This window comes from Actinomadura kijaniata NBRC 14229 (assembly GCF_001552175.1).
Lineage (GTDB): Bacteria > Actinomycetota > Actinomycetes > Streptosporangiales > Streptosporangiaceae > Spirillospora > Spirillospora kijaniata.
Genome location: NZ_BCQR01000046.1, coordinates 20,022 through 44,850 on the forward strand (window position 1 = coordinate 20,022; position 24,829 = coordinate 44,850).

Sequence of the window (24,829 nt, forward strand, 5' to 3'; positions counted from 1 at the left end):
CTCCTTACTTAGAAGCGTTCGATCTACGGGATGCGCCCCGGCGTGGTGCTCATGGCCTCGGTGAACCGGGCCTGGTGGGCCGGGGGCGCAGGGGTACGGGGGCCAGACGGCGGTGGTCGTGCCCGTGCCGTTCGGGCCGATTCCTTCGGGCACGACCTCAACGGCCACGGGTCAGAGGCTGCGGGCGGTGATGTCGCCGTAGTCGGTGGTGGCGCGGATGTTCAGCTCGGCGGTGCCATCGTTCTTGAGGCTGTTGTGGACGCGCCCGTAGGAGGTGTGAGCGTCCAGGGCGGCCGAGACGCCGGGGGCGGCGCCGACCGAGATGGCACCGGCCTGGGTGCGCAGCGTGACCGTGCCGCGCACGGCCTCGGTGATGTCGATGTCGCCCTTGCCGGTGCTGATGTCCGCGGGGCCGTCCAGGCGGCCGACCTTGACGTCACCGGCGTCGGTGGTGAGGTGGAGGCCGGCGGCCTCTTCGATCTCGACCGGGCCGTGGGACCCCTTGAAGGTGACCTCGCCGAGCCGTCCCGCGGCCCGCACCTCGGCGCTGGCCGCCTTCGCCTCGACCCCGGAACCGGCGGGCAGCTGGACGGTCACCTCGATGGACCCGGACGGGCCGAGGATCTGGTTCTTGGCCGAGGCCATGATCCGCAGGACACCGTCGCGGTAGTCGACCGTGGTCTGTTCGGCCATCTTGACGTCGCGGCCGTGCGAGGGGTCGGCGGGGCGGACCTGGACGGTGGTGTCGGTCCGGTCGGCGGCGATGAACTGCACGCGCCCGGCGGGGATGTCCAGGGCGACGGTGATCGGGGCGGGGGTGGAGAACGTCTGCATCGTGGGCTCCTACGCTCGTCGTTTCTGACATTGGAAAAGCTACGTTGCCTTGACGGAATCCGCAAGAAGATCGTTGCGACTAAAGCAAGTTTATGCAGGTAGATGCAGAGCAATCGTTGCATCGATCTTGCAAGATAATGCAACGCCGCCCTACAGGTCGTTGCATTGGATTGCAAGTGAACGCTATGTCGGGGCCTAGGGGAGCAGCGCTTCGGGGACTCGGATCGGATCGGCACCGCCGGCTTGACCCTGACGTTGCGTCAACTTCTAGCATCGCGGCCATGTCGATCACTGTTCTTGACACCTACTCCGCCATGCGGCGGATCCTGCTGGCCCCGGTCGCGGACCGCGTCGGCCTGCTGCGTTCGATGCTGGAGCCCACCAGGGACATGTACCGCTACCACCCCGGCGAGATCGACCTGGTGGCCATGCACCTCGAAGCGTCCGGGTTCCCCATCGACCGCGACGAGCGGCGTTGCCTCGACGCGCTCGAAACCCTGGCGGCGGCCGGGGCCTGGGAACGGATGCGACGCGCCCTCGACGATGCCCTCGCCGTCCTGCTGGAGGCGACGCCGAGGCTGGAGGTCCCGGACATCACCGTGCTGTTCGTGCTCGGTGATCCGGGTGACGAGCACTTCATGGGGCCCTGCCGGGGAGTGACCGGGTTCGGCGGCATCTCGGGCCACATCGTGATCACGCTCTGGCCGTTCCCCGAGAACGTGGAGCGGCTGGAGGCCACCGCCGTGCACGAACTCCACCACAACCTGCGGTTCGGACCGGGCGGGGTCGTGTGGAACCCGATGACCGTCACGGTCGGCGATCACATCGTCTCCGAGGGCCTGGCGGACGCCTTCGCCCGGCAGCTCTACGGCGACGAGCTCGGCCCCACCCGCATCGGCGTGCCGCACCTGCACGACGACGAGGTCTTCCGCAAGGTGCTCACCGGACTCGACGTGACAGGCATGCAGAACTTCACCGCCTGGGTGCACGGCGACCCCAGCGCCGAACGCTTCGGCCTCACCCCGGTGGGACTGCCGATGGGCGCCGGGTACGCCGCGGGCAACCGGCTGGTCGACGCCTACCTGGCGGCGACCGGGCAGACGGCGGCGCAGGCCCTGCACGCCGACAGCTCGGAGATCATCGCCGCCACGGTCCATCGCGGGTGACACTGGAACGATGGAGTGGACGATCCAGGAACTCGCGGTAAGGGCCGGCATCACCAGCCGCACCCTGCGTCACTACGACAGCTTCGGGCTCTTGGCCCCGTCCCGGATCGGCGCGAACGGGTACCGCTACTACGACTCCACCGCGGTCGCCCGCCTCCAGCGGATCCTGCTCATGCGCCGGCTGGGCATGGGTTTGCCGGCCATCGCCAAGGTCCTGGCCGACGAGGTGGACGCGTGCGACGGGCTGCGCGCCCACATCGCCGCACTGGAAGAGGAACGGGACCGCATCGAACGGCAGATCCGGTCGGTGCGTCACACGCTCGAAGCCCTGGAGGCGGGGGCGGAACCGCGGATGGACGTCATGTTGGCGGGGTTCAACGACCACTACAAGGACGAGGTGATCTCACGCTGGGGCGAGCACGCGTTCCAGGTGAGCAACGACTGGTGGCACGGCAAGACCCTGGCCCAGCAGCGGGCCTGGAAGCAGGACGCCGAAGACCTCGTCGCCGCATGGGTCGCCGCGGCGAAGGCCGGGGTCGCGCCGACATCGGAGCACGCTCAGTCGCTGGCCGCCCGGCACGTCCGGTGGCTGAGCCAGATCCCGGGCACCCCCACGGCCGAGGGCGACCGGGAACGTTCGGTCGAGATGGTGAAAGGCCTGGGGGACATGTACGTCGACGACCCCCGCTTCGCGGGCATGTACGACGACGCCGCGGGGGCGAGGTTCGTCCGCGACGCGCTGCATGCGTACGCGCGGACCCGGATGTAGCTCGTGTGGTTCGTAGAAACGAGGAGCTCCGACACGCCGTGCCGACCTGAGCGGCGGTTTCGGTGTCGAAAGGTTCAGGGCCGTCGGACCCGTAGGTCTGACGGCCCTGTCGGGCCGGTTCGCCGACGGTGGATTCGGTCAGCGGCTGGGGCCGCGGCTGAACAGCTTCACCGACCAGAGGAAACCGACCAGGGTGATGCCCACGGACCAGGCGATGGTCTGGTAGGCGCTGGTGCCGATGGCGTCGCCCATCAGCAGGCCGCGCAGGGTCTCGATGGCGGGCGTGAACGGCTGGTACTCGGCGAACCAGCGCAGGGCGGTCGGCATCGAGTCGGTGGGCACGAAGCCGCTGCCGAAGAACGGCAGGAGCATCAGCAGCAGGGGCGCGTTGCTGGCGCTCTCGGGGTTCTTGGCCACCAGGCCGAGCGCGACGGCCAGCCAGGTGAGCGAGAAGACGAACAGCGTCAGCAGGCCCGCGGCGGCGACCCACTCGGCGGGGTTGGCGTTGGGCCGGAAGCCGATCGCCAGGGCGACGACGGTGACGACCACGATGCTGATCGCGATGGAGACCAGGGTGCCGACGACGTGCCCGGTGAGGATCGACGACCGGGAGATGGCCATAGTCCGGAACCGGGCGACGATCCCCTCGGCCATGTCCATGGACACCGAGATGGCGGTGCTGGTGGCGGCGCCGACCGTGGTCATCAGGATGATGCCGGGGGTCACGTAGTCGATGTACGCCTGGCGGCCTCCTCCGCCGTCGAGCCCGTTGCCGAGCGTGCCGCCGAAGACGTAGACGAACAGCAGCAGGAAGACGACCGGCATGCCGATGATCTGCACCGTCATCGCCGGATAGCGGAGCATGTGCTTCAGGCGCCGGCGGATCATCGTCGCCGAGTCGGCCAGGGGATGGGTGCGAACGGCGGTGCTCATCGAACTGCGTCCTTGGGGTTGCCGGTGAGGGTGAGGAAGACGTCGTCGAGGTCGGGGGTGTGGACCGACAGTTCCTCGACGTCGATGGAGTGGTCGTCCAGGCGGGCGAGCATCCGGCGCAGGGAGCCGACGCTGCCGTCGCTGGGGATCTGCAGGGTGAGGGCGTCGCCGTCGAGGAAGCCGGTGCCCAGGGCGCGCAGGGCGGAGTCGACGTGGTGCTGGTCGGCGAAGCGCAGGCTGACGTGCCCGCCGGGGATGAGCCGCTTGAGCTCTTCGGGGGTGCCCTGGGCGATCAGCGTGCCGTGGTCGAGCATCGCGACGCGGTCGGCGAGCTGGTCGGCCTCCTCCAGGTACTGCGTGGTGAGGAAGATGGTGACGCCGTCGGCGACCAGCTCCCGGATGATCTGCCACATGGAGCGGCGGCTGCGCGGGTCCAGGCCGGTGGTGGGCTCGTCCAGGAAGATGACGCGCGGGTTTCCGACCAGGGTCATGGCCAGGTCCAGGCGGCGCTGCATGCCGCCGGAGTAGGTGGAGACGGGTTTCCCGGCGGCCTCGACCAGGTCGAACCGCTCCAGCAACCGCGCGGTGAGCTGCCGGCCCGCGCGGCGCGGCAGATGGTGCAGGTCGGCCATGAGGTTGAGGTTCTCCTCGCCGGTCAGCAGCTTGTCCACGGCCGAGTACTGGCCGGTGACACCGATGGACGCGCGCACCGCCTGGGGGTCCTTGGCCAGGTCGTGACCCGCCACCCGGATGTCGCCGCCGTCGGCCGGGATCAGGGTGGACAGGATCTGGACGGTGGTGGTCTTGCCGGCGCCGTTGGGGCCGAGCAGGGAGAAGATCGTTCCTTCGGGGACGGCCAGGTCGATGCCGTCGAGCACGACCTTGTCGCCGTTCTTGCCGCGGTAGGACTTGCGCAGTCCGCTGGCCGCGATGGCCAGGTTCGTCATGGGGGTACTCCTCGCAGAGGACAGGGGGACAGGGGATCAAGGGCCGCGCGCGGTGATGCCGCCGGGCCGGCAGGAGCGTGCCGTGCACGGCTTCGGCGATCGGTGGTCGTCCGTGGTGGGCTGCTCGGTGGGGGTGTTCAGGCGGCCGCACTCACCGGGCCGCGCGGCAGTCGCCGACTCGCCGTGCCGGGGCCCCGGCGTCGGCCGACCGAGCGGCACGAGCGGCACGAGCGGCCATGACGATGGCCTGGGGAAGGGATCGGCGCGACTCGGCACGCACGGCGACGCGCAGGCTGTCGCTGGTCAGGGAACCGAGGCTGTCCGTCGGCTCACCCGTCGAAGGGCTCCATCGGCTCCGGTTGAGGGGTGTTACCTCTCGACCGTGCCGGACCCCTCGCGCTTGGAGTCCTGGTAGAGGTCCGCGTAGGTGGGGGAGTCCTTGATCAGGTCGTCGCAGAAGGCGGCGACGTCGTTGCCGGTGAGTTCCAAGACCCCCTTGCCCGCGGCGGCGCCCTCCTCGAAGAAGTCGACGATCCCCGGGAGCAGGGGCCCGTCAGGCAGGTCGACCGGCCCGACCTTGAACAGGTACCGCTGCATCTCCTTGTAGACGATCTGGTAGTCCGCCGGGAGCGCCTTGACGCGCGCCATGTGCGCCCGCCACTGCTTCTTGCCCTCGATGATGTCCTGGATACCCACGTCAGCCTCCCAGCCGGCTCAGTTTCCTTGCGACGTTCCTGTTCAACTGCTCACGCCACCGGTCGCGGTAGGTTCGAGCCCCCTGCCCACCGGCCAGCGCCGCGCAGAAGCCCGCGATGTCCTCGCCGAGCACCTCGCGGACGCTCTGCCCGTCCGCCGCGGTCTCCTCCAGCAGCCCCAGGGCGGCGTCGAGGATCGGCATCAGGTTGCGGCCGGTGAAGTCCGCGTGGGGAAGCAGGTGGTTCTTGATCTGTGCCCACGCCGCCCGGTAGTCCTCCGGCAGGGCCTGGGCCCGGGCGTCGAACGCCTTCCATTCCCGGGTGAGGTCGCTGCCTGTGATGGTCTCCCAGAAGTTCATCTCCCGCCCTCCTTGAGGCTGTCGATGCGTGATGAGACGTACTGCCATTTCGCCCAGAACTTCGCCAGGTGCTCACGTCCGGCGTCGTTGAGCGCGTAGAACTTGCGCGGCGGGCCCAGTTCGGACGGCCGCTTCGTCACCTGGACGAGCCCGTTCCTCTCCAGCCGCAGCAAGATCGTGTACACGGTCCCCTCGACGACGTCGGCGAAGCCGAGGTCGTTCAGCCGACGCGTGATGGCGTACCCGTAGGTCTCCTCGTCGCTGATGATTTGGAGCACGCAGCCCTCCAGCGTGCCCTTGAGCATCTCCGTCAGGTCGTCCATCGCGGGCCCTCTTCGGTCTGCAGGTACTTTGTAGTACCGAGTACCACTATAGAGTACCACTGAGTAGTGAATCAACGCCCGGCGGACGGTGGCCGCAGACCGCGGAAGCGGCCCGATCCGCCGGAGGTGGACGTGAGGGGACGAGGGCTACCCCTGGCTCCCGTCGGGAGACGACCGGTGAGCATCGGCGCGTACGTGTGCACGCACCCCTTGCAGGCCGAACAGGATGAGAAGCTCGACCGCGCCGCCGTCGGCGCTGCCCAGCCAGTGCGGCAGCGACGTGTCGAACTCGGCCGCCTCACCGGGCGGCAACGTCAGGTCGCGCTCGCCGACCACCAGCCGCAGGCGCCCGCTGAGCACGTACAGCCACTCGAAGCCCTCGTGGGTCTGCGGGGTCGGTTCGAGCGGGGACGGCCGGGCGGGGATGACCATCTTGAACGCGTGCACGCCGCCCGGCCGCCGGGACAGCGGCACGAAGACCATCCCGAACCGGCGGACCGGCTTGAGGTGGATCCGGGGGTCGCCCGTGCGCGGGGCGCCGACGAGGTCGTCCAGCGGAACGTCGTAGAGACGGGCCAGCGGTAGCAGCAACTCCAGGGTCGCCCGGCGCTGTCCGCTCTCCAGCCGGGACAGGGTGCTCTCCGACACCCCGGTCGCCGCCGCGAGGTCGGCGAGGGTGATGCCGCGGTCGCGACGCAGCGCCCGCAACCGAGGTCCCACCGCTTCGAGAACGTCTTCCGTTGTGCGGTCCACGAGGCCATCTTGCCGGAACCGCAAGATTGCGTGCCAGATCGTGGGGCGCCTGGCAAAACTGGGCGCGTGCCGACAGAAGGAGTCTCGATGAGCACCACCGATGCGGTCACGTTCTGGGACAGCGTTCACGCGGCCCGAACGGCGGCCGTCGACCCGCGGCCGAACGCCCTCCTCACCGAGACGGTCACGGGCCTGCCGCCCGGCGACGCGCTGGACCTGGGATGCGGCGACGGCGGCGACGCGCTGTGGCTCGCCCGCCAGGGGTGGCACGTCACCGCCGTCGACGTCTCGGCCGTGGCGGTCGAGCGGCTCGCCGCCCTTGCCCGATCACACGGCCTGGGCGGCCGCGTGATCGCCGAGCGGCACGACCTGCACGAGTCCTTCCCGCAGGGTGGATTCGACCTGGTCTGCGCCCACTACCTGCACACGCCCCTGGACCTGGACCGAGCCACCGTCCTGCGTTCGGCCGCGTGCGCGCTGCGCCCGGACGGACGGCTGCTGGTCGTCGACCATGGTTCGACCGCGCCGTGGTCGTGGAACCAGGATCCCGACGTCACGTACCCGAGCCCGCGCGAGGTCGCCGCGAGCATCGGTCTGGACGCGGCGACGTGGACGGTCGAGCGGGCCGACGCGCCCCGCCGGACCGCGACTGGGCCGGGCGGGCGCACCGCCGAGGTCACCGACCATGTCCTCCTCATCCGCCGCACCGCCTGACACGGCGACCAGCACCGCTCCCGACAGAGCAAGGAGACCACCGTGCCCGCCACCACGCGCCGCGGCGACACCCCGCCGCCCCGGACCGGAAGCAGCGAGACCGAGGTCCTGCGCGGATTCCTCGACTACCTCCGGGCATCGATCGTCGCGAAGGTCGATGGTGCCCCCGAACCGCAGGTGCGAACAGCCGCGGTGCCGTCGGGCACGAACCTGCTCGGCCTGCTCGACCACCTGGCCTTCGTCGAACGCTCGACCTTCCTCGGAGACGACGTCACCGACTGGCAGGCGACGTTCCAGGCCGCACCGGCCGACAGCGTGGCCGATGTCGTCGCCCGCTACCGAGAGACGGTCGAGCGCGCGAACGCCGTCCTCGACCGGTGCGCCGATCCCGGCGCGCCGGTTCCCCGAGCGCGGCCGGGCCGTCCCGTTCCCAGCATCCGCTGGGCGCTCACCCACATGATCGAGGAGACCGGCCGCCACGCGGGCCACGCGGACATCCTCCGCGAACTCATCGACGGTACGACCGGGCGCTGACCCCGCCACCCTCCCCAGGACAGGAACACATGATCACCGCACCCCGGTCGCTGACGCGCCGTCTCCTCCGATCCGCGCGTACCGCGGCGGCCCTCGCGCTCACCCTCGTGCTCCCGGCCGGCACCGCAGCCTGCTCCACGTCGCCGGCCGGGAACGTCGCTCCCCACGCCGTCGCCGTCCAGCGCGACCCGGCGTTCCAGAGCGCCTTCCGGCACGGGTTCGCCGACGTCGACGGCGTGCGCATGCACTATGTGACCGGTGGCAGCGGCACGCCGGTCGTGCTGATCCATGGTTGGCCCCAGACCTGGTACGGCTGGTGGCCGATCATGCCCGCGCTCGCCGAGAAGCACACCGTCTACGCCGTCGACCTTCCCGGCCTGGGGGACAGCACCGGCTCACCTACCGGCTACGACAAAGCCACTCTGGCGCGGTACGTGCACAGGCTGATCGCCGATCGTCTCGGGGTACGCGACGCCCGCGTCGTCGGGCACGACTTCGGTGCCGCGGTGGCGTTCCAGTACGCCAGCCAGTTCCCCGGCGACACCGCACGTCTCGGCTACTTCGACCTGCCACTCCCCGGACCCGCGATCAACGCGTCCACGTACCGTTCGCTGAGCTGGCACATCGCCTTCCACTCCCAGCGGCGGGTCCCCGAGGCGGTCGTCGGCGACGATGTCCGCGAGTACCTGGCGCTGTTCTATCCCCAGGTCTCGTTCGGGGGCACGGCGTTCGGTGGCACCTCGCGGCGATCCCCGTTCACCGACGCCGAGGTCAACGAGTACGCACGGACCTACCGCCGGCCCGAGGTCCTGTCGGGAGGCTTCGAGCTCTACCGCGCCCTCGACAAGGACGTCCGCGACACCGTGGCGGCGGCACCGACACGTGTCCCGGCTCTGCTCATGACCGCCCAAGGCCAGCTCGACGCGATCCGGGCCACGGTGGCCCCACGCATGACCAACATCGTGCGCGCGGTGGACGTGCCGAAGGCAGGACACTGGCTCGTCGAGGAGAACCCCCGGTTCGTCACCGCGGAGCTCCTGCGTTTCCTCGCGGGATGACCGCACTCAGGACGCGGGGTGGCTGTTCCGCGTGGTGGAGTGGGCGGCCAGGGCCGCCTTGGTGGTGAGGTGGCTGGGGATCAGCCGGTCGACACCGGTGAGCGACAGCAGCCGGGCCAGGCGGTCGGGCACCTGCGCCAGGGTGAGCGAGCCACCTGCGGCATGCAGCCGCCGGTACAGCAGGACCAGGGCGTTCAGCCCGCTGGAGTCGCAGAACGGCACGCCGACCAGGTCCAGGATCACGTCGGGGTGACCGGGGTCGGCGTTGCCCCGGGCCGCGTCGAGGAACCGGGCGCTGGTGCGCATGTCGAGCTCGCCGGTGACCGCCAGGACCACCACGGTGTCGCGCCGTTCGACCACGGCGACCTGCAGGTTGCTGCTCACGATGTCGCTTCCTTCGATGAACACCCGGCCTTCGGGGAAGCGGCCCCTCAGGGTGGAGAACTTCGGTCACAACGCTGGTGCCGGCGTCGACAGCCCGGTTCGGCAGGTCAGCGGCCCCACTCAATCAGCTCGTCTTGTCCAGCGAGTGTGTCACGAACGCGGGCTCCTCGGGTGGGCGGAGCACACGACCCTGGCCGCCACCGAGCCATGTGAGGGCCCGCATCGCTCTGAGCCGACGTCGTCTTCGCCCCCCGGACCCGGTCCAAGACTGGAAGGCCATGTCATTGCCGCTTGGGTGTCGCGGGGGCGAAGCCTTGTTCGCCGTGCCGTTCATCGCGCTCGTTACGGCCTGATGGACACCGTTCGCGGTGGGGATCAGGGCCTTCTGTCGATGTTGGAGGCGTCGGCGGGTCGGGACGGGGAACGGGACCGGTGCCGGCCTTCCTGCGCAGGTGCAGGAGGACGGCGGTGGCGACCAGTCCGAGGACGATGTCGGTGACGAGGGTGATCATCCGGCTTGAGAGCGCCACCGTCACCCCGGCCGGTCCGGCCGTCGCCGTGCGCGTCAGGAACCAGTAGAGCGCTCCCTCGCGGGCGCCGAGCCCTCCGGGCAGCACCACGGCGACCGCCCCCGTCACGGTCGCGCAGATCGCGGCCCCCACCGCGGCGGCGCTGCCGGTGGGCGACCCGTCGAGCAGGACGCCGACGTGGAGGCCCAGGAGCAGCCAGCCGGCCACCATCAGCGCGTACGCGCGGCCCCACCGGGCGCCGACCGGTATCGCCGGGATCGGCGCCTTCGGCAACCGGCTGAGGACGGCGCCGAGCGCGGCGGCTCCGCGACGCGACAGCAGGAGTACGGACCCCGCCGTCCCGGCGGACGCGAGGAGGCCCCCGCCCAGCGGCCAGCGCGGCGCCATCATCAGCCCGCCGACGGCCAGTCCCGACGCCGACGACAGCATGAGTGACAGCAGGTAGCTGCGCATGACCAGGGCCGGTGTCGCGCCGATCGACCGGCTCCAGGTGATCTGGACGGCCACCGGGCCCACGCCGCCGGGCAGGTACTTGCCGATCTGGCTGCTGTGGTAGGACGCCAGCGCGGGCAGGCGTCCCAGCGGCGTTCCCAGCGCGGCCAGCACCTCGCGCCAGGCCAGCCCGCCGGTGACCGTTCCGGCGAACGCGGTCAGGAGGCCGACCGGCACGCCGGCCCCCTCGCGCAGGGCCAGCCCGGTGACCTGGGCCCGGTGCGCCCACAGGTAGCCGCATCCGGTGAGGATCGTGACCAAGGCGACGAGCGCCCGCCAGGGGACGCGGCGCAGGCGGTCAGCCATGGCGGCCGCCCGAGAGGTCGACGATCTGCGGGCGGTGGTCGGAGGAGGGGGCCGTCCGGAGTTCGTAGCGGTCGGCCGACAGCCCTCCGGCGACGAAGCACCAGTCCAGGCGCCACAGCGGGGGAAGGCCGCCGCCCTGCGGCCACGAACGCGGGTAGCCGGTGCCCGCGGCGTCCCGCATGCTCTGCCGGAGCCAGTCGATGTCCCCGGTGGCCGAGGAGGAGTTGAAGTCGCCCGCCACCAGGCGGGGGCCCCGCTCCTGCCGCAGGCTGGCCCGCAGTGCCGACAGTTCGGCTTGGCGCCGGGCGTGACGCTCCCGCACGGTCGACCAGAACCCGCCGCTCAGGGGACTGCGCGCCAGGTCCAGGTGCACCGGAAGGTGAACGTTGTAGACGGCGATCCGGGTGGTGCCCCGCTGGATGTCGGTCCGCAGGACGTTCGGTGATACGCGGACACCGGCCACGATGGGGTCGCGCGACAGCGTGACCAGCTCGCCCTGAACGGCCACGTGATAGCCGGGGAACCACTCGCGCAGGTCGGCGCGCCGGTCGAGGGGCGTGGTGGTGTGGCCGTTCCAGTGGACGTACTCCTGCAACAGGTAGATGTCGGCGTTCTGCCCGCGGATGAAGCCGTAGAAGGACCGGGGGTCCTCGTCCTGGTCCCAGTATTCGGTGTTCCATGACATCAGGCGGACGCCTCCCTGGGACGCCGAAGGCGAGGACGGCGTGACGGTCAGGTCGCTCTGCGGCGCTCCGAGCACGAGCCCGGCCGCGATCGACAGCCACATCGCCGTCGATCGGGTGCGCAGGCCGGCCGCCACCGCGGCGGCGAGGGCCGGGGCGGCGAGGAACAGCACCGGCGGGACGGAGGAGGGCACCAGCCACACCCACCAGAGGCCCGCCAGTGCCGCGTTGAGCAGCGCGTACAGCAGCCACAGTCCCCACACGACCACCAGGACCTTCCGGACACGGGATCGCCGCGTGGTCGTCGCGGCGCGGTCATCGCTCACCGGCTCCTCCAACGGTGACGGGCGCGGTGTCGTACAGGCCCCGGAACTCGGCGCTGACGGCGTACCGGAACAGCCCGGCGGCCACACCGGACGCGATCGACAGCGCCACCAGGTAGTGCACGGCCAGGAAGTACGCGAGGAACGCCCGGCCCCGCTCGCGTCGCACGAAGCGGTACATGTGGCGGTCGGACGCGGCGAACGCGGCCAGCCCGGCCAGCGCGACGGCTCCCGGCACCACCGGTGACGGCGCGGCGGGCGAGGCGAGCAGCGCCGCCGCCGAGACGCCGGCGGCGAGCACTCCCAGCGCCCGTTCCCGGGTCTCGAACCCGGTCATGAACCGTCGCCGCCGCAGGTAGAGCGGTACGCGCAGCCGCGCGCGGCGGGCCAGCTTGCGCATCAGGGGCCACAGGGCGTCGTCGTCATCGTGGCGGCCGACGACCTTGTCGGTCAGCAGCAGCCCGTAACGCCGGCTCAGCCGCTGGCCGTAGTCGACCTCCTCGGTCTGCCAGAGCCGCTCGTTGAACGGCCCGATCTCCTCGAACACCGTCCGCCGGACGGCGCCGAGCGAGAAGAACCCGACGTTGACCAGGCCCACCGAGCTCTTGCGCCAGTAGTGCGCCTGGAGCGACCGGTACTCCTCGACGAGCGAGTCGCGGATGAGCGGGGCCGGTGTGTAGATCCCGCACACCGAGCCCAGCGACGGGTCCTCCTCCAGCAGCCGCACCGCCTGGGCGATGGCGTCGTCGCGCAGGACCACGTCGGAGTCGAGGAAGAACAGCACGTCCCCGGTCGCCCTCGCCGCGCCGAGGTTGCGCGCGGCGGCCACCCCGCGGTTGCTCCCGGACGTCAGGACGGTGCAGGGGAAGCGCGCGGCGATCGTGAGGCTGTCGTCGGTGGAGCCGTCGTCCACGACGATGACCTCGGCGGGCCGGTGGGTCTGGTCGTACACGGCGCTCAGGCAGAGGCCCAGCGTCTTCTCGTAGTTGTAGTTCGGGATGATCACGGAGACCGTCGGACTCATCGGTGTCCACCTCGTCTGTTCGTCTTGTCGGGGAACGGGCCCGTCGCTCAGGCGACGAGCGGGGGGAGCACGAAGCACAGCGACCACAGGGCGCCCACGACCAGCAGCGGGCGGTCGGTGACCAGCGTGCGCGCCGGGTCGCCGCCCCCCTCGCCCACGATCAGCACCTGGAGGTACCGGGCCAGCCCGAACATCACCAGCGGCGTGGAGGCCATGACGGTGAACCACCCCACCGGGCGGCCGGTCACCTCGACGCTGAGGTAGGCCACGTAGCCGACCACGGCGACGGCGCCGGTCACCGCCACCAGCGAGTCGATGAGCTGCCGGGAGTAGCCGCTCAGCGCGGGCCGGTGCAGCAGCGCCCCGAGGTCGGCCACGGCCCCGTCGCCCATCTCCCGGCGGCGCTTGCCCAGCCCGAGCAGCAGCGAGGCGGACAGGACGCAGATCAGCAGCCAGGGCGAGGGCCGGTCGCCGACCGCCAGGGACCCGCACGCCACCCGCAGCGCGAACCCGGACGCCAGCATGAACACGTCCACCAGCGCCACGTGCTTGAGCACCGTGCTGTACAGCAGGTTGAGCGCGATGTAGAGCACCACCGGCACCGCCAGGGCCATCGGCCGGACGGCGATGGCGGCGGCGGTCACCGCGTAGACCAGCGCGGCCACCGCGACCGCGCGGCGCACGCCGACCGCGCCGCTGGCGATCGGGCGCCCCCGCTTCACCGGATGGGAGCGGTCGCGCCTGTGGTCGGCGATGTCGTTCACCACGTAGGTGGCCGATGCCGCGCAGGTGAACAGGAACACGCCGAACAGGACCGCGGCGAGCCGCGACCATTCCCATCCGTCGCCCACCAGCACCAGCGGGACGGCGACCACGAGGTTCTTGAACCACTGCGCCGGCCGCAGCAGCGACAGCAGCGTGCGCGCGCGGTCACGGTTGGAGGGGCTTGCCGCCACCTGTTCGTCATTCGCCACGGTCGTCATGCCGTGCCCCCTTCAGAAGATCGCCTTGGCCAGCCGCAGCGCCCCTTGCCGCCAGGGCTGGTCGTGGGTCCGGCCCGTTCGGTGGCCGGAGCCCGGCCGGACGTCGGCCCGGTACCACTCGTAGGTGCGCAGCAGCGACTCGGTGTTGGAGTACCTGGGACGGAAACCGAGCCTGTCCTGCGCCTTTTCGATGGAGACGTAGGAGTCCTCCAGCAGTTTCCGCGCGAGCCGCTCGTAGACGGGCGAGACCTTCATCCGCGCCAGGACGCGCAGCACCGCCTCGGCGGGCCTGGCCGGTACCGACACCACCCGGCCGCCTTTCCCGGCGGCGTCCAGAACGGCCTGGAAATCCTGGCGGAGCGTGCCGAAACTCGCGGCCGCGACGTTGAAGACGTCGTCGACCTCCGCGGCGGGCAGGCCGAGCACCCGCAGCACGACGTCACACAGGTCGTCGACGTCGAGCATCTGGCACCGGACGCGCCCGCCGCCGGGCAGCGGGAAGTCGCGCCCCTCGCCCGCCCACTCGAACAGCATCGCGAAGATGCCCAGGCGTTCGGGTCCGAGGAAGGTCTTGGGGCGCAGCACCGGGACGCACATCCCGCGCTCCCGGAACCGCGCGCAGACCTCCTCGGCCGCGATCTTCGCGCGGTTGTAGGGGTCCACCGCCTCCAGGGGATGGTCCTCGGGCGTCGGCCGCAGGCGCGGCAGGCCGTAGACCGCGGTGGAGGAGACGTGGACGAAGCGTTCGACGCCGTTGCGGGCGGCGGCCGCCAGCAGCGTGCGCGTCCCGTCCACGTCCACCGACCAGATCTCCTCCGGGCGGTGGCTGGGCAGCGCCGCGGCGCAGTGCACCACCGCGGTCGCGCCCCGCGTCAGCCGGTCCGCCAGCCCCTCGTCGCGGACGTCGCCCACCTGCGCCGCGACCAGGTCGGACCGCGACGCGGGCGGGCGGACGTCCAGCGCGACCACCCGGTACCCGTGCTCGGTGGCGCGGCGTACCAGATGCCGTCCGAGCACGCCGCTGCCACCGGTGACCAGCAGGGTCGGGCGCCGGGCGTTCATCGGTCCCCCCGGCGCGGCGAGCCGTCGGCCGCGGGCCGCGCGTCGTCCCCCCGCCAGGAGCCGTCGCCGTGACGGAACACCAGCTCGGCGTCCCGGTTGCCGCACCAGCGCAGGCTGTCGCGCCAGTGGATCGCGTCGGCCCGGTCGGCGCGCGGATCGATGTGCGACACCTGGTCCGGTGAGGCGGCGTGCCGCACCCCCCACTGGACCGGCCGCTCCCCGGCGGACCCGTACGACGCGTCGGTGACGGTCGCGGGATCCAGGACCGCCGGATCGAGATTCCGAACGTTCGCCATCGGTGGCACCTCCCCGAACATCCGGCCCCTTGGGGCCCGGTCAGGTGCCCAACGATGGGCCGCCCGCCGTCCCGGGCACATGGTGCGCCCGCCACGACACGGCCCGGCGTCGTCTCAGTCGGTCCCGAGTCCGGCGTCCCGGGCGCGGGCGACGGCCTCGGCCCGGGAGGTGACCTGGAGCTTGTCGAAGATGTGCCCGAGGTGGTTGCGCACGGTCTTCTCGGACAGCACCAGCTCCTGGGCGATGCGGTGGTTGCTGAGGCCGCGGGCGACCAGGTCGAGCACCTCGCGCTCGCGGGAGGTCAGCACCGGCAGCGGCGGCGCGACGGCCGAACGGCGGGCGCCGTCCAGCAGCGCGGTGATCCGTCCCGTGATCTCCGGGCCGAACACCGCGCCGCCCGCGGCGACCGTGCGGACGGCGTTCAGGACCTCGTCCCGGCCGGCGCCCTTGACCAGGTAGCCGCGGGCCCCCGCGCGCAGGGCGGTCAGCAGGCTGTCGTCGTCGGCGCTCATCGTCAGCATCAGCACCGGCAGGTCGGGGGCGCCTTCGGCCAGGGATCGGGTCACCTCGATGCCCGACCGGTCGGGCAGGGCGATGTCCATCAGCACCACGTCGGGGCGGTGGCGCTCCACCGCGTCGGGCACCTCGGCGGCGGTGCCCGCCTCGCCCACCACGCGGATGTCGGGGGCGCTGTCGAGGGCGCCGCGCAGTCCCTCACGGAAGAGCGGGTGATCGTCCACGATCAGGACGCGTACGGCGGACTGGTCCATGCGTCAATACTAAGTGGATCCGCTCCATTACCCTCGGTGGCGATCTCGTGGGGTCGGCGTCGCCCGCCGGGCCGGTGTGAGGCACCGTACCCAGGTGCCCGGGACGCCGGGCGGGTGATCGTTGAGGGAGTCGCAACCCCGCTGGCGACGAAGGGACCTCGCTCATGACCAGCAAGCCCGCCCGAACCCGGTGGCGCGGCCGCGCCACGATGTCCCGGCTGGACCTGGGGTTGGCCACGACGATGTGCGTCGTCGCGCTGGCGTGCCTGGTGTCCTGGGGCGCGCTGACGCTGGAACGGCTGGCCCGCGGCCCGGAGCCGGCGGCCGTCGTGCTCGACGACGCCGCGCCCGTTCTGGTGGGCGTCACCCTGGCCACGGCGGGACTGTTCATCGTCGCGCACCGCCGCGGGCAGGTCATCGGCTGGCTGCTGCTCGGCACCGCGCTGGGGACCATCATGGCCCGGACGGCGGTCGGCGCCGTGATCGCGCACCCCGAGAACGCGGGCGTGGGCGTGGTGACGGCGGTGCTGCTGGTCTGGGTGCTCGGCACCGCCCCGCACACGGTCATGATCGGCGTCCTGCCGTTGCTGTTCCCCTCCGGCCGGCTGCCCCACCGCCGTCTGCGCTGGTACGTCGCGGCGCTGGTCGTCTGGGCGCTGGTGCAGGCCTACCTGCCGGTCGCGCGCGAGCCCGCGCAGTTCGGCGTGGCCAACCCGCTGCGTCACGGCCCGCTCGCCCAGGCCGCCGACCTGCTGTACCGGACGCTCCGGGTCCCCATCGAGGCCAGCGCGATCACCCTGGTCGTGATCGCGCTGGCGTTGATGCTGCCGCACTGGCGGCGGGCACCGGAGCGGTCGCGGCGGCACGCGGCCGCCTTCATCGTCCCGTTCGCGGTATGGGTCGTGGCGTTGCAGGTCGCCTACTGGCTGCACCTGCGGGGGTGGCCGCGGGCCCTGCTGCTGGGCGGCGGCGCGGTGCTGTGGACGGCCGCCGTCGGCCACATGTTCACCCGCGACCGCCTGTGGGCGATCGACCGGTCGGCGCGCCGCCTGCTGACGGGTTTCCTGCTCACCACGGGCCTGCTGACCGGGTACGGCATCGCGATCGCCGCGGTGTCGGCGGCCGCGCCCGGCGCGCACAGCCCTCAGACCGTCCTGCTGGCGTGCCTGACCTTCGTCGTCGGCGTGGCGCTGCGCCCCACCGCGCGATGGTGCGCCCGCGTCGTCGACCGCCTCTACTACGGCGGGCGCGCGCAGCCCTACCAGGTCGTCCGGGACCTCACCCGGCGGCTGGGCCAGATGGTGCGCCCCCAGGACGCCCCCGCGCTGCTGTGCGACACGGTCGTGACGAGCCTGCGCCTGCCCGCGGCGGCGCTCCTGGTGCGGACCCGTGACGGCCTGCGGGAGCTGGCCGCCCGGGGCGACGCGCGCCACGCTCCGGAGAACTTCGACCTCACCTACGACGGGACGGTCATCGGGCATCTGCGCGTCCACCCGCGCCACGGCGACGCCGCCCTGGACGGCCAGGACCGGGAGGTCCTGCGGCTGCTGGCCGTCCAGGCGGCCCCCGCCGTGGCGTTCCTGCGGCTGTACGAGGACCTGCGCGCCAGCCGCGAGCAGATCATCACGGCGCGGGAGGAGGAGCGCCGCCGGCTACGCCGCGACATCCACGACGGCATCGGCCCGGCCCTGTCGGCGCTGCGGCTGAACATCGACACCACGCGGTCCACCATCGCGGACCGCTCGCCCGCCGCCGCGTCCCTGGAGGCGATCTCCACCCAGGTGGCGAGGCTGATCGACGACGTGCGGCGGGTCAGCGAGGGCCTGGTGCCGGGCGCGCTGGCCGAGATCGGGCTCGGTGGCGCGGTACGCCGGCTGGCCGCCAGCATCAGCGGGGGAACGCCACGCCTCACCGTCCGCTTCCACCCCGACCCCCTGCCGAGGCTGCCCGCCGCCACCGAGGCCGCCGCGTACACCATCACCGCGGAGGCCGTCACCAACGTGGTCCGGCACGCCCGCGCCCGGCAGGCGCGGGTGACGCTGGCGGCCGACGCCGACAGCGTGCGGATCGAGGTGAGCGACGACGGGGTGGGCGTTCCCGCACGGCGGCGGCAGGGGACGGGGCTGCAGTCGATGGCCGAACGCGCCGCCGAACTGGGCGGCAAGTTCAGCCTGTCCAGCGGCGTCGACGGCACCGTGGTGCGCGCCATCCTGCCCCGGAGAGCGCCTGCGGCCCCGGCCCCTGCCGAGGAACCCGTGGAAGAGTGACGGCGGACGTCAGATCGACGGCCAGGGGATCACCTCGGGACCCGGTTCGGGAAGCTGGGAGTCCACCAGGCACCAGGGCGGACAGTACGGCGGGCATATCCAGCAGGGGACCACCTCCGCGGTGGCCTTGACGGCGCCTTCCTGCGATCCCGGCCAGGCGGGAACCAGTAGCGCCAGGACGAGACCACCGGCAGCCAGCAAACGCGACATGAGCACCCCGCCAAAACTCTTAGTAGTTAGATAATGACTTATAGTAACCGAGCGGGGTGTGGGCGGCAATCGACATAAACCCCACCGGCCCCTGCCGCCGGGACGGGATGGGCTTCGGGCCATCAGAGTGACGACCGACCGGTCGGCCATGGACACGGGTGACCAAGCCGACACCATGGACCACGCCGTTCGTCTCTAGTGTGAACCGCATGGTGGATTTCGAGCTGGATGGGCGGCAGGTGTGCCTCAGCCCCAGAAGGCCGGGGGCGGACTGGTACCGGGTGCTGGTGGACGGCGTTCCGGTGCCCATGGAGGTGACCAGGACCAGTACGCACACGGGCAACCTGGGGACGACCACCCGGGAGATCCAGGCCGCCCGCCCCGCCGAGTGGATCCAGATCGAGGGCGAGCCGTGCGAGCCGTCGATCTGGCGCTCCCGGACGGCCTCCATCCACTTCTCCTTGCCGACCGCCTACGTCTACAACACCGCGGTCTGGCACTCCCAGTCCGTGCGCCTGACGTTCGCCGAGGACTTCTCTCACGTCACCGTCATCTGGGACGACTCGGTCGACGACGCGACCTGACCCCGCCCGTCTCCTCACGCACATGGTTCGTCGTGCCGGGGTGAGACCTCGTCAGTGCTTGTTCTTGTTGGCGTACATGTAGACCGCCAGGGGAGCGGAGACGGCGATGAGGGCGCCGGAGGTGGCCAGGGTCAGGGCGATGTCGCCGGCGTCGGCGTTGCCGTGCATCAGCCCGCGGGAGGCCGTGGTGACGTGGCTGATCGGGTTGACCTTCACGAACGCCTCCATCCACCCGGGCAGGCTGTCCGTGGGCACGAAGATGTTGCTGGCGAAGACCAGCGGGAACATCACCATCATGCTGGTGGTCGAGACCGTCTCCGGCCGCGACGCCACCACGCCCATGGCGGTGAAGATCCAGCTGACCGCGAAGGCGAAGAACATCATCAGCAGGAACGCCACCAGCACCCCGGGCACGCCGTCGGGCCGGAAGCCCAGCGCCAGGCCCAGCAGCAGGGTGATGGTCAGGGCGATCGTGTAGCGCACCGCGTCACCCAGCAGGTTGCCCACCAGGGTGGCGGGCTGCCAGAACGGCAGGGTGCGGAACCGGTCGTGGATGCCCTTGGTGATGTCGCCGTTCAGCGACGTGCCGGTGTAGACCGACATCATCACCACCGTCTGCACCAGGATGCCCGGCACGAAGTTCTGGAGGTAGTCGCCGGTGGACCCGCTGATGGCGCCGCCGAACAGGTAGGTGAACACCACCAGGAAGATGAACGGGAACACCACGATGTCGATGAGCTGCGCCGGGAAGTGCTGGAAGGTCCGCATCGCCCGCCAGAAGTGCGTGAGCGAGGCCGCCAGCGGGCCGGGGCGTTTCGGCCGGGTACGGACCGACAGCACCCGGTGCAGGGTCACGGGCGGGTGCTGCGAAGTGGTCGGTGCGGTCACTTCGATGTTTCCTTTCTGAGGGGCTCACGGGAACGGGTCAGGGGACATCGGCGCCGGCGCCGTCCTCGGCGGCCTCGGTCCCGGCGTCCTGCCGGTGGCCGGTCAGCGCCAGGAACACCTCGTCGAGGCTGGGCTGGCCGAGCGCGAAGTCGCCGAGCCGGACCCCCGAACGGGTCAGCTCCGCCAGCGCGTGCGCGACCCGTTCGGGGTCGGATATCCGGGCCGACAGGGCGGCCGGGTCGGACTCCAGGTGGATCGGCACGGCCAGGACCCGGGCCAGCAGCCGTTCGGCCTCCGGCCGCTGCCCGGGCTCCTTCAGCCGGACGTTGAGCGCGCCGACGCCGACCGAGGACTTGAGCTCGCCGGGGGTGCCCTCGGCGATGACCCGGCCCTTGGCGATGACCGTGATCCGGTCGGCGAGCTGGTCGGCCTCGTCCAGGTACTGCGTGGTGAGCAGCACCGTGGTGTCGGCGGCCACCAGCGCCCGCACGATGTCCCACACCTGGTTGCGGCTGTGCGGGTCGAGCCCGGCGGTCGGCTCGTCCAGGAACAGCAGGTCCGGGGTGGCGACGATGCTGGCCGCGATGTCCAGCCGCCGCCGCATCCCGCCGGAGTAGTTCCTGACCAGGCGGTCGGCGGCGTCCGCCAGCCCGAACGCCTCGATCAGTTCGGTGGCGCGGGCCCGCGCGTCGCGCCAGGAGTGGCCCAGCAGCCGGGCGACGAGCACGAGGTTCTCCACGCCGGTGAGCTGCTCGTCGGTGGAGACGAACTGCCCGGTCAGACTGATCCTGCCGCGCACCGCGTCCGCCTCGTTCACCACGTCGTGGCCGAACACCGTGGCCGTGCCGCCGTCCGGGCGCAGCAGCGTGGAGAGCATGCGGATCGTGGTGGTCTTGCCCGCGCCGTTGGGGCCGAGGAACCCGTGCACGACCCCGGCGGGGACCGTCAGGTCCAGGCCGTCGACCGCGCGGTCGCCGCCGAAGATCTTGATCAGGCCCGACGCCTGGATCGCGATGGATGATTGCACGCCCATTGCTTCTCCCACACAGTTTCCGGGCAGCCGAAAGAAGACGCCGAACGCGACCTGCCAGGAGCAGCCGGCGGGCGGCCGCGCGCCGTCCGGGTGTCGATGTCACATCTGCCGGGGCTGGAACTTCCGCACTTTGACTTGGCCCCGGAGCACGCAAAGCACGATACCTCCATTATGGCCTTAATGCACCCCTAAATTAATTTCATTAAGGGGTTGACATATCATAAATGACCTATGAGTAATAAAGCCATTGAATCCTTTTGCCCGTGAGGCGCGGGACGTGCGATCACAGCTGCGATGCTCCGCCTCTGACGCGACGAACCTCCTGGTGAACCGCTGGTTCGAGTGTGTCAGCCGCCATCGGGTGTCACCGGCGAGAGCCCGTTGTGGCGTCAATGAGATCGTTGGTCGGCCCGAGTGGCGATGGCAAGTGGCCAGGCCTCCGCGAAGGCCATCCGTCCTGCTTATGCGGGGCGCGCCGGGGCCTGAGCTTCAACTGAATGGCAACGGTGTCGGCGCATCGGTCAGACGGAGATATCGCCGTTCCGACGCGGATGAACGCCCGCCGGTGCCCGGAGCGGGGCGGTAACGGGTGAACGCGTTCTCGCCTTGTCCGTGCGGTCGTCCGGTCGGGAGAGCGCGCCACTCGCCCCGCCGTCCGGTGAAAATGTCAGTGGCAGGCGGGATGATGGGATCATGAGCGACACCGCCCCGGTCACGTTGATCGAAGATGAGGCCGCCTACGCCGCGGCCGTGCAGACCGCCGTCCAGGCGTCGGCCGCCTACTACGCCGACGGCTCCTCCCCGCTGGACGACGACGAGTTCGATCGGCTGGTGCGGGGGATCGCCGCCTACGAGCAGGCGCATCCCGAGCAGGTGCGGCCCGACTCGCCGACCGGGAAGGTCGCCGGAGGCGCGGTGGTGGGCGACGTTCCGCACACCGTGCCGATGTTGTCGTTGGACAACGTGTTCGGGGCCGAGGAGCTGGCGGCCTGGGCGGCGGGGCTGGAGCGCCGGATCGGGCGGCCGGTCGAGCGGTGGAGCGTGGAGCCCAAGCTGGACGGCCTGGCGATCTCGGCCCGGTACGTCGACGGCGGCCTGGCGCAGTTGGTGACGCGGGGCGACGGCGCGGCCGGGGAGGACGTCTCGCACGGCATCGACAGCGTGCTGGGGCTGCCGCGACGGCTGTCGGCGCCGGTCACGGTGGAGATCCGCGGTGAGATCCTGATGACGACCGCGCAGTTCGAGGCCGCGACCGAGGCTCGGGTGGCCTCCGGCGGGACGGCGTTCGCCAATCCGCGCAGCGCCGCGGCCGGGTCGTTGCGAGCCCAGGACCGGCCCTACAAGGTCGAGATGACGTTCTTCGGCTACGGCGCGCTGCCGCTGCCCGCCGACGCCGGGTTCGGGGCGGGGACCGGCGAGGAGCCGGCCGAGCGGCTGCGTTCCCTGCCGCACAGCCAGATCATGGGGCTGGTGGAGGAGTGGGGGATCCAGACGACCTCGGCCACCCCGGTGGCCGGGAGCACCGCCGAGACGGTCGAGCAGGTGCAGCAGCGGGTCGAGCAGATCGCCGGGGCGCGGGCCGAGCTGGAGTTCGGGATCGACGGCATCGTGGTCAAGGCCGATCTGGCCGCCGACCAGGCCGACGCCGGATTCTCCTCGCGCGCGCCGCGCTGGGCGATCGCCTACAAGCTGCCCGCGGTGGAGAAGATCACCAAGCTGCTGGCGGTGGAGTGGAACGTCGGCCGCACCGGCATCATCGCGCCGCGGGCGGTGCTGGAGCCGGTCGAGATCGACGGGGTGGTCATCACCTACGCCACGCTGCACAACCCGGCCGACATCGCCCGCCGGGACCTGATGATCGGTGACAGCGTCACCGTCTACCGCGCCGGGGACGTCATCCCGCGGGTGGAGGCCCCGGTGGTGTCGCTGCGCACCGGCGACCAGACCCCGATCGCGATCCCCGAGACCTGCCCCCACTGCGGCGGCGAGATCGACCGGAGCCAGGAGCGCTGGCGCTGCGTCCAGGGCCGCGCCTGCATGGCGGTGACCTCGATCCGGTACGCGGTGGGCCGCGACCAGCTCGACGTCGAGGGCCTCGGCGAGAAGATCATCGACCAGCTGGTGGCCGCCGGGCACGTCACCGACTTCGCCGACCTGTTCACCCTGACCCGCGAACAGGTCCTGGGCCTGGAGCGGATGGGCGAGACCAGCACCGACAACCTGCTGGGCGCGATCGAGGCCGCCAAGTCCAAGCCGCTGAACAAGGTGTTCTGCGCGCTGGGCGTGCGCGGCACCGGACGGTCGATGTCGCGGCGCATCGCCCGGCACTTCGCCACGATGGACCACATCCGCGCCGCCGACGCCGAGGCGTTCCAGCAGGTCGACGGGGTCGGCCCGGAACGCGCCACGATCCTGGTCGCCGAGCTGGCCGAGCTCGCCCCGCTGATCGACAAGCTGGTGGCGGCCGGGGTGAACATGACCGAGCCCGGCGCCACCCCGCCCTCGCCGGGCGGCGAACCGGACGCCGAGCAGGCCCAGCAGGCCGAGCAGGCCGCGGCCGACCTGCCGCTGGCGGGGATGTCGGTGGTGGTGACCGGCTCGATGACCGGTCCGCTGGCCGAGCTGTCCCGCAACCAGATGAACGAACTGATCGAAAGCGCCGGAGGCAAGGCCTCCTCCTCGGTGTCGGCCAGGACCTCGCTGGTGGTGGCGGGGGAGAAGGCCGGATCCAAGAGGGCCAAGGCCGAGAAGCTCGAGGTCAGGATCATCACGCCGGAGGAGTTCGCGACCATGGTCGCCGACCTGCTGTGAGCGCGTGGTCCGCGGGGGTCACGTCCTGGTGGGCGTGGCCCCCGGGCCGCTCCGGAGACCTGCGCGGGTGAACGGCACGGGTGGGTGAGCCGTGGTTGTGCCGCCGCCCGACGTGGAACGATCAAGTCGTGACCGATTTCGCGACGCCGCGACACCTCGCCCACCGCACCTGTGCCGCGATCGACGCGGCCGTTGGGGCAGGACGCGACCTGGGCCTGAGCGTCACCGACGCCACGGTGCTGCACGACCTGTTCTCCGTCGTCGTTCACCTCGCACCCGCACCGGTCGTGGCCCGGGTCCCCACCGTTCTGCCGCCCTCCACGGACCTCGATTCCCTGGCGCGCCGCCAGCAGGCCGAGCTGGACGTGACGCGGTGGCTGGCGGGCCAGGGGACCCCCGTGATCCCTCCCAGCCCCCTGGTGCCGCGGGAACCCGTCCGGCGGGACGGGTTCTCGATGACGTTCTGGCAGTTCGTCGAGGAAGACCCCGCCAGAGAACCCGACTACGCGGCGAACTGCGAAATGGTCGCCGACCTGCACGCCGCGATGCGCGCGTACCCGGGTCGCCTGTCGTATCTGTCCTCGGCCGAACCGCGGTTCGTCACAGAGAGCCTCGCCCTGCTCCAGAGCCACCCCGACCTGATCGGTCCGGCCGAGCTGGACCGCGCACGCCGCGAATGGCAGATCCTGGAACCTCTCGTGCGCTCACGCACGGCGTTCGAAGAGAGGTTCCCGGGGATCGACCTTCAGCCCATCCACGGCGACTCCCCACCCGCCAACATCTTCGCCGGGGTGGACAGGGACCTCTACGCCGACTTCGAGCTGGTCACACTGGGGCCCGTCGAATGGGACCTGGCCGCCTTGGGACCGGCGCTCGAATCCGCCTACGACCGGGGTGCGCAGCGCAACGGCATGAGGCCGCTGGACAAGGACGTCCTGGGGTTCGTGAACGCCGTGGGGATGCTGCGGGCCATCGCCTGCCTCACCCTCGCGCCGCAGCTGCCCCCGCTGGTGGAGTACGTGGAGCCGGCCATCGACCAATGGCGGACGATGCCGTTCGCCGGCGGCATGGCCGACTAGTGCACGGCGTCCACCAGC

General features: G+C 71.4%; 26 protein-coding genes. 9 read left to right on the forward strand and 17 right to left on the reverse strand.

Going from position 1 to position 24,829, the window contains the following annotated elements; genetic code table 11:
• Nucleotides 1–171 precede the first annotated feature (171 nt).
• Nucleotides 172–834, reverse strand: coding sequence for a DUF4097 family beta strand repeat-containing protein (locus tag AKI01S_RS16455; RefSeq protein WP_067817691.1), 663 nt, complete (start codon nt 832–834; stop codon nt 172–174).
• A gap of 281 nt (nt 835–1,115) precedes the next feature.
• Between AKI01S_RS16455 and AKI01S_RS16460 the strand changes: the two genes are divergently transcribed.
• Nucleotides 1,116–2,000 (forward strand): DUF2268 domain-containing putative Zn-dependent protease, encoded by an 885-nt coding sequence (locus AKI01S_RS16460; protein WP_067817694.1) that lies wholly within the window; start codon nt 1,116–1,118, stop codon nt 1,998–2,000.
• 10 nt (nt 2,001–2,010) lie between these two features.
• Nucleotides 2,011–2,769: a MerR family transcriptional regulator gene (locus AKI01S_RS16465; RefSeq protein ID WP_067817696.1), complete on the forward strand. Its 759-nt coding sequence runs from the start codon at nt 2,011–2,013 to the stop codon at nt 2,767–2,769.
• A 138-nt stretch (nt 2,770–2,907) separates the two neighbouring features.
• Here AKI01S_RS16465 and AKI01S_RS16470 read toward each other — a convergent pair whose 3' ends face one another.
• The 6 genes from AKI01S_RS16470 to AKI01S_RS16495 form a co-directional block, all read right to left on the reverse strand.
• Nucleotides 2,908–3,702, reverse strand: coding sequence for an ABC transporter permease (locus tag AKI01S_RS16470; protein ID WP_067817699.1), 795 nt, complete (start codon nt 3,700–3,702; stop codon nt 2,908–2,910).
• A complete protein-coding gene (locus AKI01S_RS16475) occupies nt 3,699–4,649 on the reverse strand; it encodes an ATP-binding cassette domain-containing protein (RefSeq protein WP_067817702.1) in 951 nt (316 codons plus the stop codon). Before AKI01S_RS16475 ends, AKI01S_RS16470 begins: the two co-directional genes overlap by 4 nt.
• 369 nt (nt 4,650–5,018) lie before the next feature.
• Complete coding sequence (locus AKI01S_RS16480; protein ID WP_067817705.1) at nt 5,019–5,345, reverse strand: DUF1048 domain-containing protein; 327 nt, start codon at nt 5,343–5,345, stop codon at nt 5,019–5,021.
• Nucleotide 5,346: 1 nt separating this feature from the next.
• Complete coding sequence (locus AKI01S_RS16485) at nt 5,347–5,703, reverse strand: DUF1048 domain-containing protein (protein ID WP_067817708.1); 357 nt, start codon at nt 5,701–5,703, stop codon at nt 5,347–5,349.
• Nucleotides 5,700–6,026, reverse strand: coding sequence for a PadR family transcriptional regulator (locus tag AKI01S_RS16490; RefSeq protein ID WP_067817711.1), 327 nt, complete (start codon nt 6,024–6,026; stop codon nt 5,700–5,702). Before AKI01S_RS16490 ends, AKI01S_RS16485 begins: the two co-directional genes overlap by 4 nt.
• Nucleotides 6,027–6,173: 147 nt before the next feature.
• Nucleotides 6,174–6,779 (reverse strand): helix-turn-helix domain-containing protein, encoded by a 606-nt coding sequence (locus AKI01S_RS16495; RefSeq protein ID WP_067817714.1) that lies wholly within the window; start codon nt 6,777–6,779, stop codon nt 6,174–6,176.
• Between the two features lie 87 nt (nt 6,780–6,866).
• Here AKI01S_RS16495 and AKI01S_RS16500 point away from each other — a divergent pair, with 87 nt between their 5' ends.
• From AKI01S_RS16500 to AKI01S_RS16510, 3 genes are read left to right on the forward strand one after another with little or no spacing between them, the layout of a single operon-like run.
• Complete coding sequence (locus tag AKI01S_RS16500) at nt 6,867–7,493, forward strand: SAM-dependent methyltransferase (protein ID WP_067817717.1); 627 nt, start codon at nt 6,867–6,869, stop codon at nt 7,491–7,493.
• Between the two features lie 42 nt (nt 7,494–7,535).
• Nucleotides 7,536–8,027 carry a DinB family protein gene (locus AKI01S_RS16505; RefSeq protein ID WP_067817720.1) on the forward strand — a complete coding sequence of 164 codons (492 nt, stop codon included), beginning with the start codon at nt 7,536–7,538 and terminating at the stop codon, nt 8,025–8,027.
• Nucleotides 8,028–8,056: 29 nt separating this feature from the next.
• Complete coding sequence (locus AKI01S_RS16510) at nt 8,057–9,085, forward strand: alpha/beta fold hydrolase (RefSeq protein ID WP_067817723.1); 1,029 nt, start codon at nt 8,057–8,059, stop codon at nt 9,083–9,085.
• A gap of 6 nt (nt 9,086–9,091) precedes the next feature.
• Here AKI01S_RS16510 and AKI01S_RS16515 read toward each other — a convergent pair whose 3' ends face one another.
• The 8 genes from AKI01S_RS16515 to AKI01S_RS16550 all read right to left on the reverse strand — a co-directional run bounded on the left by AKI01S_RS16515 (nt 9,092) and on the right by AKI01S_RS16550 (nt 15,939).
• The gene (locus AKI01S_RS16515) at nt 9,092–9,469 is read right to left on the reverse strand and encodes an STAS domain-containing protein (RefSeq protein ID WP_067817846.1); all 378 of its coding nucleotides are present in this window, start codon (nt 9,467–9,469) and stop codon (nt 9,092–9,094) included.
• A 281-nt stretch (nt 9,470–9,750) separates the two neighbouring features.
• Nucleotides 9,751–10,797, reverse strand: coding sequence for a lysylphosphatidylglycerol synthase domain-containing protein (locus tag AKI01S_RS16520; protein WP_067817726.1), 1,047 nt, complete (start codon nt 10,795–10,797; stop codon nt 9,751–9,753).
• Nucleotides 10,790–11,806 carry an endonuclease/exonuclease/phosphatase family protein gene (locus tag AKI01S_RS16525; protein WP_067817728.1) on the reverse strand — a complete coding sequence of 339 codons (1,017 nt, stop codon included), beginning with the start codon at nt 11,804–11,806 and terminating at the stop codon, nt 10,790–10,792. The genes AKI01S_RS16520 and AKI01S_RS16525 overlap by 8 nt, the downstream gene beginning before the upstream one ends.
• Entirely contained in the window at nt 11,796–12,827 is a 1,032-nt protein-coding gene (locus AKI01S_RS16530; RefSeq protein ID WP_067817732.1) for a glycosyltransferase family 2 protein, read from the reverse strand. Before AKI01S_RS16530 ends, AKI01S_RS16525 begins: the two co-directional genes overlap by 11 nt.
• A 47-nt stretch (nt 12,828–12,874) precedes the next feature.
• Nucleotides 12,875–13,810: a UbiA prenyltransferase family protein gene (locus AKI01S_RS16535; RefSeq protein ID WP_067817735.1), complete on the reverse strand. Its 936-nt coding sequence runs from the start codon at nt 13,808–13,810 to the stop codon at nt 12,875–12,877.
• A 12-nt stretch (nt 13,811–13,822) separates the two neighbouring features.
• Nucleotides 13,823–14,872, reverse strand: a complete 1,050-nt coding sequence (locus AKI01S_RS16540) for an NAD-dependent epimerase/dehydratase family protein (protein ID WP_067817738.1) — start codon at nt 14,870–14,872, stop codon at nt 13,823–13,825.
• Nucleotides 14,869–15,168 (reverse strand): hypothetical protein, encoded by a 300-nt coding sequence (locus AKI01S_RS16545; protein ID WP_067817741.1) that lies wholly within the window; start codon nt 15,166–15,168, stop codon nt 14,869–14,871. Before AKI01S_RS16545 ends, AKI01S_RS16540 begins: the two co-directional genes overlap by 4 nt.
• 114 nt (nt 15,169–15,282) lie before the next feature.
• Entirely contained in the window at nt 15,283–15,939 is a 657-nt protein-coding gene (locus AKI01S_RS16550) for a response regulator (protein WP_067817744.1), read from the reverse strand.
• Between the two features lie 164 nt (nt 15,940–16,103).
• Between AKI01S_RS16550 and AKI01S_RS16555 the strand changes: the two genes are divergently transcribed.
• The gene (locus AKI01S_RS16555; protein ID WP_067817747.1) at nt 16,104–18,206 is read left to right on the forward strand and encodes a sensor histidine kinase; all 2,103 of its coding nucleotides are present in this window, start codon (nt 16,104–16,106) and stop codon (nt 18,204–18,206) included.
• A gap of 419 nt (nt 18,207–18,625) precedes the next feature.
• Nucleotides 18,626–19,000: a hypothetical protein gene (locus tag AKI01S_RS16560; protein WP_067817750.1), complete on the forward strand. Its 375-nt coding sequence runs from the start codon at nt 18,626–18,628 to the stop codon at nt 18,998–19,000.
• 51 nt (nt 19,001–19,051) lie between these two features.
• Here AKI01S_RS16560 and AKI01S_RS16565 read toward each other — a convergent pair whose 3' ends face one another.
• Entirely contained in the window at nt 19,052–19,888 is an 837-nt protein-coding gene (locus tag AKI01S_RS16565) for an ABC transporter permease (RefSeq protein ID WP_245681649.1), read from the reverse strand.
• Nucleotides 19,889–19,925: 37 nt separating this feature from the next.
• Nucleotides 19,926–20,921, reverse strand: a complete 996-nt coding sequence (locus tag AKI01S_RS16570) for an ATP-binding cassette domain-containing protein (protein WP_067817756.1) — start codon at nt 20,919–20,921, stop codon at nt 19,926–19,928.
• A 693-nt stretch (nt 20,922–21,614) separates the two neighbouring features.
• On the opposite strand from AKI01S_RS16570, the gene ligA reads away from it, so the two are divergent.
• Together ligA and AKI01S_RS16580 are read left to right on the forward strand one after the other, a co-directional pair.
• On the forward strand, nt 21,615–23,732 hold the full coding sequence (gene ligA / locus AKI01S_RS16575) for an NAD-dependent DNA ligase LigA (RefSeq protein WP_067817759.1): 2,118 nt from the start codon (nt 21,615–21,617) through the stop codon (nt 23,730–23,732).
• Between the two features lie 128 nt (nt 23,733–23,860).
• Nucleotides 23,861–24,811, forward strand: coding sequence for a phosphotransferase (locus tag AKI01S_RS16580; RefSeq protein ID WP_067817762.1), 951 nt, complete (start codon nt 23,861–23,863; stop codon nt 24,809–24,811).
• Nucleotides 24,812–24,829 lie beyond the last annotated feature (18 nt).